This is a genomic window from Streptomyces sp. NPDC002276 (assembly GCF_053891435.1).
Window position 1 is genome coordinate 204384 of the sequence record NZ_JBSFCQ010000016.1, and the last position, 14693, is coordinate 219076.

General features: G+C 72.7%; 12 protein-coding genes. 11 read left to right on the top strand and 1 reads right to left on the bottom strand.

Annotation, left to right across the window (positions count from 1 at the left end; all coding sequences use genetic code 11):
* The first annotated feature begins 221 nt into the window (after nucleotides 1-221).
* From ACWIHT_RS34430 to ACWIHT_RS34470, 9 genes are read left to right on the top strand one after another with little or no spacing between them, the layout of a single operon-like run.
* Nucleotides 222-1304 carry a DUF3344 domain-containing protein gene (locus tag ACWIHT_RS34430; RefSeq protein ID WP_456172226.1) on the top strand — a complete coding sequence of 361 codons (1083 nt, stop codon included), beginning with the start codon at nucleotides 222-224 and terminating at the stop codon, nucleotides 1302-1304.
* Nucleotides 1305-1358: 54 nt separating this feature from the next.
* Nucleotides 1359-2534: a glycosyltransferase gene (locus tag ACWIHT_RS34435; protein ID WP_456172227.1), complete on the top strand. Its 1176-nt coding sequence runs from the start codon at nucleotides 1359-1361 to the stop codon at nucleotides 2532-2534.
* Entirely contained in the window at nucleotides 2531-3952 is a 1422-nt protein-coding gene (locus tag ACWIHT_RS34440; RefSeq protein ID WP_456172228.1) for an exopolysaccharide biosynthesis polyprenyl glycosylphosphotransferase, read from the top strand. Before ACWIHT_RS34435 ends, ACWIHT_RS34440 begins: the two co-directional genes overlap by 4 nt.
* A 21-nt stretch (nucleotides 3953-3973) precedes the next feature.
* A complete protein-coding gene (locus tag ACWIHT_RS34445) occupies nucleotides 3974-5299 on the top strand; it encodes an O-antigen ligase family protein (RefSeq protein ID WP_456172263.1) in 1326 nt (441 codons plus the stop codon).
* A complete protein-coding gene (gene murJ, locus ACWIHT_RS34450; protein ID WP_456172229.1) occupies nucleotides 5296-7017 on the top strand; it encodes a murein biosynthesis integral membrane protein MurJ in 1722 nt (573 codons plus the stop codon). The genes ACWIHT_RS34445 and murJ overlap by 4 nt, the downstream gene beginning before the upstream one ends.
* Complete coding sequence (locus tag ACWIHT_RS34455; RefSeq protein WP_456172230.1) at nucleotides 7001-7759, top strand: polysaccharide deacetylase family protein; 759 nt, start codon at nucleotides 7001-7003, stop codon at nucleotides 7757-7759. The genes murJ and ACWIHT_RS34455 overlap by 17 nt, the downstream gene beginning before the upstream one ends.
* Complete coding sequence (locus tag ACWIHT_RS34460) at nucleotides 7756-8907, top strand: glycosyltransferase (protein ID WP_456172231.1); 1152 nt, start codon at nucleotides 7756-7758, stop codon at nucleotides 8905-8907. Before ACWIHT_RS34455 ends, ACWIHT_RS34460 begins: the two co-directional genes overlap by 4 nt.
* On the top strand, nucleotides 8904-9536 hold the full coding sequence (locus ACWIHT_RS34465; protein ID WP_456172232.1) for a lipopolysaccharide biosynthesis protein: 633 nt from the start codon (nucleotides 8904-8906) through the stop codon (nucleotides 9534-9536). The genes ACWIHT_RS34460 and ACWIHT_RS34465 overlap by 4 nt, the downstream gene beginning before the upstream one ends.
* Complete coding sequence (locus ACWIHT_RS34470; RefSeq protein ID WP_456172233.1) at nucleotides 9533-10636, top strand: GNAT family N-acetyltransferase; 1104 nt, start codon at nucleotides 9533-9535, stop codon at nucleotides 10634-10636. The genes ACWIHT_RS34465 and ACWIHT_RS34470 overlap by 4 nt, the downstream gene beginning before the upstream one ends.
* Before the next feature lie 22 nt (nucleotides 10637-10658).
* Here ACWIHT_RS34470 and ACWIHT_RS34475 read toward each other — a convergent pair whose 3' ends face one another.
* Nucleotides 10659-11966 (bottom strand): glycoside hydrolase family 26 protein, encoded by a 1308-nt coding sequence (locus ACWIHT_RS34475; protein ID WP_456172234.1) that lies wholly within the window; start codon nucleotides 11964-11966, stop codon nucleotides 10659-10661.
* A 153-nt stretch (nucleotides 11967-12119) separates the two neighbouring features.
* Here ACWIHT_RS34475 and ACWIHT_RS34480 point away from each other — a divergent pair, with 153 nt between their 5' ends.
* Entirely contained in the window at nucleotides 12120-13427 is a 1308-nt protein-coding gene (locus tag ACWIHT_RS34480; RefSeq protein WP_456172235.1) for a carboxylate--amine ligase, read from the top strand.
* A complete protein-coding gene (locus ACWIHT_RS34485) occupies nucleotides 13427-14683 on the top strand; it encodes an NAD(P)-binding domain-containing protein (protein WP_456172236.1) in 1257 nt (418 codons plus the stop codon). Before ACWIHT_RS34480 ends, ACWIHT_RS34485 begins: the two co-directional genes overlap by 1 nt.
* Nucleotides 14684-14693 lie beyond the last annotated feature (10 nt).

Here is a 14693-nt window from a genome sequence, read left to right on the forward strand (position 1 = left end):
CGGGCGGGGATGCCCGGCGCTGTGTCAACGCGCGGCACCCACGGGGGTTGTGCCGCCAATGGGGTGATGTGCCACAGGGCCGAACTTCACCATTCCGACACACTTGTCACGTTTCGCCGGATTAATCCGGATAGCTACTAGAGTTGCGCACCTCCCGAAGTACCCCTATAGCCAGCAAATCGCACATAGGGGCCGTACTTCCCGAAAGGGCACCGCCGGTCATGCGCAATTCCCAGGGTCCGCTGCTGTGCCGGGCGTCGGTGGGCGCCCTCGCCCTCGCCTCGATCTGGGCCCCGGCCGCCTCCGGCGCCTCCGCCCCGCCCGCCGCCGAGACGGAGCGGATCGCCCCGGCCCAGCGCTACCAGGCCCTCCAGCACGGCGGCTTCGTCCGCGCGGCCAACACCTCCATCAGCTGCCGGACGAACTCGGCCGCCTGCCCGGCCGTACGCGAGGGGAAGGCCGCGGCCAACGGCGACTTCGACATGTTCTACGTCGACGTCGACCGCGATCCCAACACCTACAACTCCTCCCGCGCGGAGGTCCGGCTGCCCGAGGGCGCCCGGGCCACGTACGCCCGCCTGTACTGGGGCGGCAACCTCCGGGTCGGCGAGCAGAAGCCGCCCAAGGACAACGGGCGGGTGCTGATCGCGGAGCCCGGCGGCGAGTACCGGGACGTGCTCGCGGACACGGTCGTAGGACACCGGGTGGCGGGCGGCGCGGACGCCTTCCAGGCCTCGGCGGACGTCACCAAGCTGGTCCGGGAGAGTGGCTCGGGCCTCTACACGGTGGCCCAGGTCAACACCGCGATGGGGCGGTCGGCGGCCGGCGCGTGGGGCGGCTGGACGCTCGTCGTGGCGTACGAGAAGCCTCAGGATCCGCTGCGGCGGCTGGAGCTGTGGGACGGGTTCGACGCGCTGAACTCCCGTACCGGCGCGGAGATCCGGCTGCGCGCGCTGCGTACGCCCGCGCACGCCGGAGGACGCGCGGGCGTGGTGGCGTACAACGGAGATCGCGGCCGGACCGGGGATTCGCTCACGCTCTCGACCGGTCGTACGAACGCCGTGCCGCTCGGTGACGGCGCCAATCCCCGTGACGACGTGCTGAATTCCACGATCAGCGAGCCGGGGGCGGCGCCTTCGGAGCGTGCGCCCGCGTATGCGAACACGCTCGGCTACGACTCCGATGTGTTCGATCTCGGCAAGGCGCTGCGGCCGGGCGGTGACCAGCTGGCCTTCCGGCTCGTTTCCCAGCGGGACGCGGCGTGGTTCGGGGCGCTCTTCGTCGCCGTCGACGCCCAGCAGTGAGGCGCGTTCCCGCCCGCAGTCCCGAGCGCCACCCGTGAGCGAGGAAACCGCGCAATGCACCAGCCAGCAACCGACCCTCGACCACGGGTCCTGCACCTCGCCCAGCCCGTGGACGCCGGGGTCGCCCGGGTCGTCACGGATCTGACGCGGGCCCAGCTCGCCTCCGGCCTGCACGTCACGGTCGCCTGCCCCGACGGCGGCACGCTCGCGGACGGCATCAGGGCGCTCGGCGCCGACGTACGACGGTGGCAGGCCACCCGGTCGCCCGGTCCCGCGCTCGTCTCCGAGGTACGGCGGCTCGCCCGACTGGTCGCGGAGGTGCGGCCCGATCTGGTGCACGCGCACAGCGCGAAGGCCGGGCTGGCAGGACGCCTTGCCGTGCGGGGGCGGATCCCGACCGTGTTCCAGCCGCACGCCTGGTCGTTCGAGGCGGTCGGCGGGGTCACCGCCGCGCTCGCCGTCGGCTGGGAGCGGTGGGGCGCGCGGTGGGCCACCCGGACGGTGTGCGTGAGCGAGGCGGAGCGCACGACCGGGCTGCGGGCCGGGGTCCAGGGCCGCTGGAGCGTGATCCCGAACGGCATCGACACCGGGCGCTTCCACCCGGCCGCCGTCGACACCGTACGGGCCGGGATCGAGCAGCTCGCCGGGGTCGATCCGGCCGCGCCGCTCGTGGTGTGCGTGGGGCGGCTGTGCCGGCAGAAGGGCCAGGACGTCCTGCTGAGCGCGTGGGACGCGGTGCTGCGGCGGGTCCCGAAGGCACGCCTGGTGCTCGTCGGCGACGGACCCGACCGGGCCGCGCTGCGTCAACTGGCCCCGGAATCCGTGCTGTTCGCGGGTTCCGTCGCCGATGCCGTGCCCTGGTACCAGGCCGCCGACCTGGTGGTGCTGCCCTCGCGCTGGGAGGGCATGGCGCTGGCCCCGCTGGAGGCGATGGCCTGCGGGCGACCCGTCGTCGTCACGGATGTCGCGGGCGCCCGCGAGAGCCTGCCCCCCGGTCTCGCCCCGCGCTGCCTCGTGCCCGCCGACAACCCGGCGGTGCTGTCCGGGGCCGTCGCCGAACTGCTGCTCGACCCGCTGCTGCGTGAGTCCCTCGGCCACCAGGGACGCCGGTACGTCCAGTCCACGCACGACGTGCGGCACTCCGCCGAAGCGGTCGCGGGGGTCTATCGCGACCTGCTCGGCGGCAAACCCGTCGTGCCCACCGAGTGCAGGGAGTCCATCCACTCGTGACTGCGGAAAGCACCGTCCCCTCCCCCGGCGGACAGCCACGGGACCACGGATCCTCGAACGTCTCGGTCATCCCCCGGCGCACCGGCGGCGGTTTCCGGTTCCCGGTCCGCCGCCCGCCCGCGCGCCCGGCCTCACCGCTGCCGCTGCTCGGCGCGGACCTCGTCGCCGCCCTGCTCGGCGCCCTCGCGCTGACCGGAGGCCAGCGCCGCCCGCTGCTGGTGGCGCTGCTGGTCGCCGGTTCGATACTGCTGCGCCCGCACCTCCCCCGCGCCGTACCGCGCGTCCTCGACGAACTGCCCGCGGTCTGCGGCCGGATCGCCGTCGCCTGGCTCGCGCTCGGCACCCTCACGGCGGCCTACGACCCCGACCGCGCCCTGTCCCCGCGCACCCTGCTGCTGGGCTTCGCCCTCCAGACGGCGACCGCCTGCGTGACCCGCGGCACGGTCCACCACCGCCGCCGCAAGGCCCTCCTCAACCACCCCCGCACCGCCCTGGTCATCGGCCCCGCGACGACCGCGCAACGCGTCGCGGCAGCGGTGCTACGGCACCCGGGGTGCGGGATCGAGCCGATCGGCATCGTCGCCGACCACCCGGACGGCACCGAGGGCCTGCCCGTACTGACCACCGGCGAGGAGGTCGAACGCGCCCTCATCCAGAACGGAGTCCGCGCCGTCCTCACCGTGCATCCCTCCGTACGGTCCGAACGCGGGCCGCTGCTACGGGCGTTGGCGGAGTCGGGGTGCGCGGTCTGGGAGGTCGACGCCGACTCGCCCTCGTACGAGATGCGCGACCAGCTCGCCGGATTCGCCTGCCGGCGGCTGGAGTTGGGCTCCCGCAGGCGCGGCAGCCTCGGCAAGCGGGCACTGGACGTCCTGGTGTCCGGGACCCTGCTCCTCCTGGTCAGCCCCCTCCTCCTGCTGTGCGCTACGGTCCTGCGCCTCACCGACGGACCCGGTGTCGTCTTCCGCCAGGAACGCATCGGCAAGGACGGCCGCCCCTTCACGCTCCTCAAGTTCCGCACCCACCGCCCGGTCGACGAGCACGAGGCGGCGACCCGCTGGAGCGTCGCGGGCGAACACCAGATGAGCCGCTTCTGCCGCTTCCTGCGCCAGACCTCGCTGGACGAGCTGCTCCAGCTCTGGAACGTCTTCCGCGGCGACATGAGCCTGGTCGGCCCACGCCCCGAACGCCCTTACTTCGTCGCGCAGTTCAGCCAGACCTACCCCGGCTACGCGGCCCGCCACCGGATGCAGACCGGCATCACCGGCCTCGCCCAGATCCACGGGCTGCGCGGCGACACCTCGATCGAGGACCGCTGCCGGTTCGACAACGCGTACATCGACAACTGGTCGCTGTGGCAGGACATCTGCATCCTCGCCCGCACCGCGACCTCGCTCGTACGTCCGACGGGGAGCTGAGCCGTGAACCACCGCCTGCGCATGTTCGCCCCGGTCCTGCCGGTCATCGCCGTGATCGCCCTGCTCGGCCTGCCGCTCACCCCGGGCGCGGGCGGCGCGGGTCCGGCCGACGCGGTCTCCGGGCTGGTGGTCCTGTACTGCGGGATCCGGCTGCTCCGGGAACGCAGGCGCCCCCTGACCCCAACCGCCGTGGCGGTCATGGGACTTCCGGTCCTGGGCCTGTCCATCGCCGCGATGGGCGCGTCCTCGCCGGGCGCGGGTCTGAGCGGCCTGGGCCGCTACCTCCAGATCTTCGTCCTGGTCCCGGCGGCCGTGGTCCTCCTGATCCGCGACCGGCGCGACTTCCGCGTGCTGGCCTGGTCGTTCGTCTCCCTCGCCCTGTGGCAGGGGGCGATCGGCGTCAAGCAGTACGTCACCGCGACCGGCGCCTCCTACCAGGGCGAGGACATCCGCGCGGTGGGCACCTTCGGACCGACCGACGTGATGGGCATGGCGACGGTGGTGTCCTTCGGCCTGATCTGCGCGGTGGCGCTGGCACTGGGCGGCCTGGGCCGAAAGGACGTACGGCAGCGGGCAGTTGCCGCGAGTTGCGCGTTCGCCCTGCTCCTCCCCCTCGCCCTGTCCTTCAGCCGAGGCGCGTGGATCGCGACCGCCGCGACCTGCGCGCTGCAACTGGCGCTGGCCGGACCGCGGCGCGCGCTGAAGGTGGCCGCGGCCGTGACGGCGGCGGGCGTGGTGCTGGTCGGCGGCTTCGGGGTCGGCTCGGCGATGCTCCAGGAGCGGATCAGCAGCATCACCCAAGTCACCGACGCCCCCGACCAGTCGGTGACCGACCGCTACACCATGTGGGCGGCGGCGACCGCGATGTGGCGCGAACACCCGCTGACCGGCGTCGGGTTGAAGGGCTTCCCCGAACACCGCGACGGCAACGCCTCGTTGGCCCTGTCCTCCGGCAGCGACACGGACGGCGCGGGCGCCGGATACCTCAAGCAGCCCCTGCTCTCCCCCCACAACATGTACCTCCTGGTCCTCAGCGAACAGGGCCTGATCGGCCTCCTCACCCTGGGCGGCAGCTGGCTTGCTCTGCTGGTGTGCGCGCTGCGGGGCCTGTTCCGCACTCACCGCACCGAACTCCCGGGCCTGGACTGCGCGTTGGTCTCCTCCGGCCTCCTGATCTGGCAACTGATCGACTTCATGTACGCGGACATCGGCGGCCCGTCGACGGTCCTGACAGCGGTGGTGTTCGGGGTGGCGGCGTGGTGGTCGCTGGTGGGGGCGAACGCGGAAGAGAAGCTTCCTGTGCCGACTTCGGTGCGCGTGCCCAAGACAGAGGCCGCGATCCAATGACGGTCACTGGTAGCGCCCCAAAGGGGCGCGGGGCTGTATCGATCAGCGGCTCCGCCGCGGGGCGCGCCCAGCCCCAACGGCGCAGCACCCGACACTCCACCGAGCCACCCCTGATCCCATCTCCCTCGCCAGAAAGCCCCGCCCCCGAATCCCGCCGTTTCCTAGCCAAAGCCGCCCTCATCACAGCCGCGCTCTCCGTCACCGGCTCCCTCCTCGGCCTCGCCAGAGACCAGTCCCTCGCCCGCCTCTTCGGCGCCGGCAGCGAGACCGACGCCTTCCTCGTCGCCTGGACCGTCCCCGAGTTCGCCGCCACCCTCCTCATCGAGGACGGCCTGGCGTTCGCCCTGATCCCGGCGTTCAGCATGGCGTTGGCCCGCAGAGCTCAAGGCGCCCCCGGCGACCCGGTCCGCGCCCTGGTGAAAGCCACCCTCCCCCGCCTCGCGCTGGCGTTCATCGCGGTCTCGGCACTGTTCATCGCGGCGGCCCCCTACCTGGTCGAGGCCCTCGCCCCGGGCCTGCCCAACCCCGCGCTGGCGGTGAGCTGCACCCGCATCACCGCCACCTGCGTCCTGAGCTTCGGCCTGGCCGGCTACTTCAGCGCGGCGCTCCGCGCCCACCGCCGTTTCGTGGCCCCGGCGGCGATCTACGTGGCGTACAACATCGGCATCATCGCCGGGATGTACGCGTTCGGTGCCCACTGGGGCGTACGGTCGGCGGCCCTCGGTGTCGCCGGGGGCGGCTGCCTAATGGTGCTGACCCAACTTCCCGTACTCGTACGCCAGTTGAGGAGCCACAAGCCGACGACCCCGGATGCCGTCGCCGACGGCACCACCGAGACCCCCCGCCCGATGAACTTCGCGTTGATGGCGACGGTGCTGCTCTTCGCGCTGTGCCGTCAGTCCCAGGTCCTCATCGAGCGCTTTCTCGCCTCCCACCTCCCGGCCGGCGCCATCTCGCATCTGAACTACGCGCAGAAGGTCGCCCAGATGCCGATGGTGCTGTCGCTGATGCTGTGCACGGTGACTTTCCCGGTGGTCGCGCGGGCGCTCGCCGAGGGCGACACGGAGAAGGCCCGCAACCGTGTCGAGCGAGACCTCGCGCTCGCCGCCTGCCTGGTCCTGCTCGGCGCCGCCACGGTGATCGCGTGCGCCCCGCAGATCATCGAACTCCTCTTCCAGCGGGGCGCGTTCACCGCCCACGACACCGCCGCCACCGCCGGTGTGATGCGGGTGTACGCGCTCGGTCTGCTCGGCCAGACCCTGGTCGGCGTCCTGGTCCGCTCCTACTTCTCGGCGGGCCGCCCCACCTGGTTCCCGGTCGGCGCGATGGCCGCCGGCATCGTCGTGACCTCCTGGATCGGCGCCTGGACGGTCGGCCCCTGGGGCGTCATCGGCATCGCGATCGCCAACGCCACCGGCATCACCGTCACCGCCGTGATCCTGCTGTGCGGCAGCGGCCCGCGCAGTGTCCCGATCCGCACCCGGCAGGTCCTGGTCGAGCTGAGCCGGCCGGTGCGCGCGGCGGCCGTCGCGACGGTCGCCGGGGCGTTCGCCGCCCGCGCGATGCCCTCGCCGCTGCTCGGTCTCGCCGTCGGCTGCACGGCCGTCGCCGTCGTCTTCGTCCTGCTCGGCTGGGCCCTGGGCGCCCAGGGCTTCGCACCCGCACTGGAATCCGTCCGCTCCGTCACACGAAGGCTCCCGCATGGCCGCTCCCGCTGATTCCCCGACCACCGGCAGTCGCGTCACGGGCCCGGTCCCGTGGGTGGCGATGTACCACTCCGTGGGCGACTGCTCCGACGACCCCTACCGCATCACGGTCACCCCCGACCGCCTGGACCGGCAGCTGCGCTGGCTGAGCCGACGCGGGCTGCGCGGTGTGTCCATGGCCGAGCTGCTCGCCGCCCGCGCCCGGGGCGAGGGCGAAGGTCTGGTCGGTCTCACCTTCGACGACGGCTACGCCGACTTCGTCGACAACGCCCTTCCCGTGCTGGCCCGTTGGGACTGCGGCGCCACCCTCTTCGTCCTGCCCGGCAGGCTCGGCGGCGACAACGCCTGGGACCCGCTGGGCCCGCGCAAACCGCTCCTCACCGCGGACGGCATCCGCCAAGTCGCCGCCGAGGGCGTGGAGATCGGCTCGCACGGCCTGACCCACGTCGACCTCACCAAGGCGGACGACGCCACACTGAAGGCCGAGGTCGCCGAAAGCCGTTCCGTACTCGCCGAGTTGACCGGCACGACCGTCGACGGCTTCTGCTACCCCTACGGCACGGTCGACGCCCGCACCGTGGCCGCCGTACAGGAAGCCGGTTACACCTACGCCTGCGCCATCGACCCGGGCGATCTCAACGGCCAACACGCCTTCCCCCGCGTGCACATCGGCCAGAACGACACCGCCGTCCGCCTCTTCCTCAAGTACCGGCTGCACGGCCTGCGCCGCCGCCCGGTGGAGGGTCCCGCATGAAGGCCCTGCACATCATCACCGGGCTCGGCATCGGCGGCGCCGAGCAGCAACTCCGGCTGCTGCTACGCCACTTGCCGGTCGACTGCGATGTCGTGACGCTCACCAACCCGGGCGCGGTCGCCGCCGGCCTCACCGCCGACGGGGTGCGCGTCCACCACCTCGGCATGACCGGCAACCGCGACCTGCCCGCCCTCCCCCGCCTGGTCAAAATCATCCGCACCGGTGGCTACGACCTGGTCCACACCCACCTCTACCGCGCCTGCGTCTACGGCAGGCTCGCCGCCCGGATCGCGGGCGTGAAGGCGGTCGTCGCCACCGAACACTCCCTGGGCGACTCGCAGATGGAGGGCCGAAGCCTCAACGCCGGGGTCCGCGCCCTGTATCTCGCCAGCGAACGCCTGGGCCGCTCCACGGTCGCCGTCTCCCCCACGGTCGCCGAACGCCTCAGGCGGTGGGGTGTGCCGGGCCCGCGCATCGAGGTCGTCCCCAACGGCATCGACCTGCCCCGCTTCCGCTTCGACCCGGTCCAGCGACTGCGCACCCGCCAGCGACTCGGCCTGCCCAAGGACGCGTACGTCGTCGGCGGCATCGGCCGACTCGCGGCGGGCAAACGCTTCGACGTCCTGATCCGCACCCTGACCCAACTCCCCTCCGACTACTGGCTGTTGCTGGTCGGCGGCGGCCCCGAGGAGAACCTCCTGCGCCGCACCGCCCACGACTGCGGAGTTGCCGACCGGGTGCTGTTCACCGGCGAACGCCCCTACGTCCCGGACGGCACCCCGGGCCCCGACCTGCCCTCCCTCACCGCGGCGATGGACCTGCTGGCCTCGCCGTCCCCCGAGGAGGCCTTCGGCCTGGCCGTCGTGGAAGGTCTGGCGGCCGGGCTGCCCGTGCTCTACGCCTCCTGCCCCGCCGTCGAGGACCTCCCGCCGCAGGCCGCCGAAGCCGCACACCGCGTCCAGGGCGGGCCGGAGGTCTTCGCCCGCGCGCTGGCGGCGGCCCGCGCGCGGGGCCCGCGCCCGCGCACCGCGCCGGACGCCGCCCACCACTACTGCATCACCCGCAGCGCCGCCCAACTCATGGACGTGTACGCGGCGGTCTCCACCTCGTCGCCGTCCCCCGCACCCCAGGGAGCCAGTTCCTCATGACCGAGATCCGACAGCACCGCCCGCTCGCCCGCGCGAAGACCCTCCCGGCCTGGTCCCTCCTCGCGGCCGGCGCCGTGACCGGCGGACTCCTCGGCGCCGGTTACGGCCTCGCCAAGCCGCCGACGTACACGGCCACCAGCTACGTCATCGCCGTACCGACCGACAAGGCCGACTCCTCGACCGCGCTCGGCTTCGCGCAGGCCTACGGCCGGGTCGCCACCCAGCTCGCGGTGCTCGGGGACGCGCAGGTGTGGGCGGGCGTCCCGGTGAAGACGCTCCAGTCGAGCGTGCAGACGGCGACCTCGCCGGACGCGCCGATGGTCGCCGTCACGGCCACCTCCTCGCGCGCCGACCTCGCCGCCGACATGGCCAACGCGGTGTCCCGCTCGCTGACCGTGCACGCGAACGACTCGAAGGACTCGACCCACGTCGAACTCCAGACCTTCGCCCGCGCCATCAAGCCGGCCGGGCCCTCCTCGGCCTCGGCCGCGGTGACCGGTCTGGTCGGCGCGAGCGCGGGCGGCCTCCTCGGCGGCCTGCTGCTGCTCGTCCGGCCGCGCCGGACCACCGAAGAGACCGGCCGCCCGGCCTCCGTGCCCAGCCCGGCCACCGCGGCCGACGTCCTGTGACACCGGTGTACTCGACCGAACTCGTCACCGACGCCCAGGCCTTCGCCGAACTGGCCCCGGCCTGGGGCCGGTTGTACCAGAAGTGCGGCGCGGCGACCCCGTTCCAGTCCCACGCCTGGCTGCACTCCTGGTGGCTGTCGTACGGCCGAACGGGCCGACTGCGCCTGCTCGTTGTCCGCGACGGCCGTGAACTCGTCGCCGCGGCGCCCCTGATGCTCGTCCGCCGCCCGGTCCCCTCCCTGGTCCCGCTCGGCGGCGCGATCTCCGACTACGGCGACGTCCTGCTGGACGACGACCACGGCGACCCGGCGGTCGCCGCCCTGACGGAGGCCCTCGCGTCCGCCGCCCGCACCGCGCTGATCGACTTCCGCGAGGTACGGCCCGGCGGCGCGGTCGAGCGCGTCTACGACCGCTGGCGCGGCCCCCGCCGCCGCGTCCACGACTCGCTGTGCCTGGAACTGCCCGCCGTACCGATGGACGAACTGGTCGCCCGTCTCCCCTCCTCCAAGGCCCAGCGCGTCCGCGCCAAGCTCCGCAAGCTCACCGCACTCGGCGTCGAGCGCACCGTCGTACGACCCGACGAGGTGGACGGAGCCCTGCGGCGACTGCTGGAGCTGCATCAACTCCAGTGGCAGGGACGGAAGGTGACGTCCGAGCACCTTCAGACCCGGTTCTGCGAGCACCTGGTCCGCTCGGTCGGGCCGATGGTCCGCTCCGGGGACGCCGTCGTCACCGAGTTCCGACTCGACGAGGACGTGGTCGCCGTAGATCTCACGCTGCTGTCACGGCGGCTCGCGGGCGGGTATCTCTACGGCGCGCATCCGCGGTTGCGGGAGCGGAAGGCGGACGTGGCGGTGATGCTGCTCGACGCGTGCGCGGAGCACACCGGGACCGACGGGCCCGGCACGCTCAGTCTGCTGCGGGGCAACGAGCCGTACAAGCACCACTGGCGGCCCGAACCGGTCGTCAACCAGCGGCTGTTGCTGGCCCGGAAGCGCACTGCCCCGCTGATGGCGGCGGTCGTCTGCGACGTGGCCGCGCGCCGGCGGGGCAAGGCGATACTGCGGAAGTGGAGGGAGCGCGGTGGCGACGGACCCTGAGCGGCCCGCCGCCACCTCTGGTTCAGCGGTCGCGCTGCCACCAGTCGAACTTCACGCACAGCTTCCCGCCGAGCCAGTACTCGACCCAGTCGCCGAGTTCCACCGGCGAGCAGTTGGCCGGGTGCGTCGGAGGGGCGGGCGGTGTGGTGGGCGTGGTCGGCTTGGGCGGCTCCGGGGTGACCGGGGTCGTGGGTGTCGTAGGAGTCGTGGGAGTCGTGGGTGTGGTCGGGGTCGGTTCCTCCGTGCGGCCGAACAGGACCGAGCGGTAGACCTTGGACGACTTCGGGTTCTGGGAGCACTGCCACACACCGTGCGGGCAGTAGTCGGTCACCGTGTTGTACAGCGGCTTGTGCTCGTCCATCCAGGCGAGCATGCGCTTCATGTACTCCGCGTTGTCGCCATTGCGGAAGAGTCCCCATTCAGGATAGGAAATGGGCTTGCCGTGGGATTTGGCGAAGTCCACGTGTTCCTGGAGTCCGTAGGGCTCTTTCACCTGCTCGTCGAACGTCAGCCCGGACGGCTGGTCGTACGAATCCATTCCGACGATGTCGACCGTGTCGTTCCCCGGATAGCACTGCGTCCATGGAACGGCGTCCCGGCCGCGGCTCGGAGTGAAGTCGAACCGGAATTTCTGGCCCGGCACCGAGCGCATCGTGGTGACGATCCTGTTCCAGTACTTCTTCCAGGCCTCCGGGTCCGGCCCGCAGCGAGAGGTGTACGTGGTGCCGTTCATCTCCCAGCCGAGCACGATCACCGTGTCCGGCACCTTCAGGTCGACCAGGCGTTCGGCCAGGGCCTTGAAGTGCTGATCGAACTGGCCGGCCGCGCCCAGCTGGAGCAGCCGCCGGACCTGCCAGTCGGAGACACCGTCCTCGTTGTGCTCCTGCATGGGCACGTTGAGGACGAGCATCCGGTCGCTCTTCTCCGTGCGCCAGTCCGCCCACACGTCGAGGAGACCGGGGGCGCCCTCGATGTCGCTCCAGTGGTTGCCGGGCAGGTAGGTGTGACCGACGCGCAGTTCGGCACCGCCCAGCCAGCTGCTCAGCGCGGCCATCCGGGCCACACCGCGGGCACCGGAGTCGAGGAAGGCGCCGAAGGCCGGCGCCTCTTTCGGCTCGGGGGTCCTGGTGGCGTCGGGTGCCTTCGCGGGTCCCGCGGCGGCCGGGGTCGTCGTGGGCGCGGTGGTCACGGGAGCAGGCGGATCAGTCGCCCGCGCCACCTCCGCTCCCGCCGCGAACCCGGGACCCGACGCGAAAGCCGCGGACGCGGCGACCGTGGCCGCGACGAAGGCCAGCCGGGCGGTCCGGGACCGTCGTTGCTGTGGGGCCATGCCTGCTCCTCTCTCCACTCTCGTACTCCGTTCCGACTTTGCTTTTCCTTCTACTGACACTCAGTCATATGAATATGAATTACGCCACCGCCGTTACGGCTTCCGAGTTCCTCCATCGCCCGCACGGGTGAACCGAACCTAAGGAAACAGTCCGTGTCGCTGCTCGACATCCGTGTCCCCGCAGTTCTGTTGCGGATCGACCGGAACCCCTTTCACCACGGAACGCTGGGCGCCGTGCGTTCGCTCGGCAGGGCGGGAGTGGAGGTGCACGTGGTCGCCGATTCCGCCGGAAGTCCCGTACGCAGCTCCCGCTTCGTCTGCCAGATGCACCCCCCGCCGGCGCCCGGCGCGTCCCCGGCCGAGATCGCCGTCACGCTGCGCCGGGTCGCCGCGCGGATCGCGCGTCCCGCCGTGCTGATCCCGATGGACGACGCGAGCGCCGTCGCCGTCGGCCGGTTGCGCGACGAACTCGCGCCCTCCTACCTGCTGCCGCAGCAGCCCGGCGCGCTGGCCGAACGGGTCGCCGACAAGGCCGAACTGGCCGCCGTGTGCGCGAGCGCCGACATCCCGCACCCGGTGACGCTGATCCCGGAGAGCCCGGCGCAGGCCGCGAGCGCCGCCTGGCAACTGGGGCTGCCGGTGGTCGCGAAGTGGAGCCGGCCCTGGCTGGTGCCGTGCGGGACCGGGCTGCGCAGCACGGTGGTGATGCACAGCGCGCAGGAGGCGCGCGAGCTGTATCTGCGCGCCGAGGAAGCGGGCAGCAGGCTGCTGCTCCAGGCCTTCCTGCCGTCCGGGCCCGACCGCGACTGGTTCTTCCACGGCTACGTCGACCGCACCGGCGCCGTACGCGGCGGGGGTCCCGGCCGCAAGCAGCGGGCCTGGCCGCGCGGGGCGGGCCTGACGGCGGTGGGCCGCTGGACGCCCAACTCCCAGGTGCAGGCGCTCGCCGAACGGCTCACCGCCGAACTCGGCTACCGCGGCATCTTCGATCTGGACTTCCGCCGCTGCGGCACGACGGGCAGCTACCACCTGCTCGACTTCAACCCGCGGCCCGGCGCGCAGTTCCGGCTCTTCACCGACAGCGCGGGCCTGGACGTCGTCCGCGCGCAGCACCTGGACCTGACCCACCGTCCGCTGCCGGACGGGGCACCCCGGCCCGGGCGCTCGTTCGTGGTGGAGAACTACGCGCCCCTCAGCGCGCTCCGCCCGGCCCCCGCCGGACGCGAACTGGCCTGGTACGCGCCGGACGACCGGGCACCGGGCCGGGCGATGTGGGGCCTGTGGGCCGGACATGTGCTGCGCAAGCTGCGGGGGCGGCTGGGCGGCGGTCCGGTGCCGCCGCGCACGGCGCCGCGGGTGGTCCGGCAGGCGGGCACCGGCCCCCTCGACGAGCCCGCCGAACAAGCCGAGTTGACCAAGTTGACCGAGTTGTCCGACGACGAGAAAGCGAGCAGTTGCTGATGTACGACCTGCTGGTGGTGGGCGCGGGCCCGTACGGCCTGTCCATCGCCTCCCACGCCGCGGCCGCCGGGCTGAACCTGCGCGTCTTCGGCCGACCCATGGCGTCCTGGCGCGACCACATGCCCCGGGGCATGTTCCTCAAGTCGGAGCCCTGGGCCTCCAACCTGTCCGACCCGGAAGGCCGTTGGCCGCTCGACGCGTACTGCGCGACCCAGGGCGTGGAGTCCCGGCACGGCGAACCGATCCCGGTCGAGATGTTCGCCTCCTACGGCCTGTGGTTCGCCCGCAACGCCGTACCCGAGGTGGACGAGCGGACCGTGGAACGCATCGCACCGGTACCCGGCGGCTTCGAGGCGGTGACCGACGACGGCACGGTGCTGCACGCCCGGACCGTCGCCCTCGCGGTCGGCGTCATGCCGTTCGTCGAAATCCCATCCGCGCTACGGGGGTTGAGCCGTTCCCTCGTCTCGCACAGCAGCCACCACAGCGCGCTGGACGACTTCCGGGGCAAGGACGTCACGGTGATCGGCGGCGGCCAGGCGGCACTGGAGACGGCCGCCCTGCTCGCCGAACAGGGCACCCGGGTAAGGGTGTTGGCGCGGGCCGAAGAGCTGTACTGGAACGACGTACCGCCGGCCTGGGAGCGCCCGTGGTGGCAGGAGGCCCGCTCCCCGCACAGCGGCCTGGGCCCCGGCTGGCGCAACTGGTTCTACGCCGAGCGCCCCGACCTCTTCCGCCGTCTCCCGGAGTCGACCCGGGCCAGGATCGCGGCCAACGCCCTTGGTCCGGCGGGTGCTTGGTGGGTGCGGGACCGGTTCGAACCGGCGGTGGAGGTGCTGCTCGGCCACGAGGTCGCGGCGGCCGACGTGGTGCCGGGCGGGGTGCGCCTGGAGACGGTGAGCGCGGCGGGCGGGACCCGCTCCCTGGAGACCGAACACGTCATCACGGCAACGGGGTTCAAGGCCACGACCGGCCGACTCGGGCTGCTCTCCAGCGAGTTGAGGGGATCCCTGGCCACGGTGGGCGACGGTTCCCCCGAGGTCGGCCGGGACTTCGAGTCCTCGCACCCCGGCCTCTTCATGGCGGGCCTGCTGACGGCCTCGGGCTTCGGCCCTGCGATGCGCTTCGTGCACGGCGCCACGTTCACGGCGGGCGCGCTGGTCCGCGGAGTCCGGCGCCGGCTGAACTCGGAGCCGCGCGGCGGGATGATCCCGGCGCCGGGGCGACGGGGCGCACTGGATTTCGTACGACGCTGACCGGGTAGGG

Coding starts and splice junctions, on each gene's coding strand:
- ACWIHT_RS34430 (WP_456172226.1), top strand. CDS start 222: ATGCGCAATTCCCAGGGTCCGCTGCTGTGCCGGGCGTCGGTGGGCGCC.
- ACWIHT_RS34435 (WP_456172227.1), top strand. CDS start 1,359: ATGCACCAGCCAGCAACCGACCCTCGACCACGGGTCCTGCACCTCGCC.
- ACWIHT_RS34445 (WP_456172263.1), top strand. CDS start 3,974: ATGTTCGCCCCGGTCCTGCCGGTCATCGCCGTGATCGCCCTGCTCGGC.
- murJ (WP_456172229.1), top strand. CDS start 5,296: ATGACGGTCACTGGTAGCGCCCCAAAGGGGCGCGGGGCTGTATCGATC.
- ACWIHT_RS34455 (WP_456172230.1), top strand. CDS start 7,001: ATGGCCGCTCCCGCTGATTCCCCGACCACCGGCAGTCGCGTCACGGGC.
- ACWIHT_RS34460 (WP_456172231.1), top strand. CDS start 7,756: ATGAAGGCCCTGCACATCATCACCGGGCTCGGCATCGGCGGCGCCGAG.
- ACWIHT_RS34465 (WP_456172232.1), top strand. CDS start 8,904: ATGACCGAGATCCGACAGCACCGCCCGCTCGCCCGCGCGAAGACCCTC.
- ACWIHT_RS34475 (WP_456172234.1), bottom strand. CDS start 11,966: ATGGCCCCACAGCAACGACGGTCCCGGACCGCCCGGCTGGCCTTCGTC.
- ACWIHT_RS34485 (WP_456172236.1), top strand. CDS start 13,427: ATGTACGACCTGCTGGTGGTGGGCGCGGGCCCGTACGGCCTGTCCATC.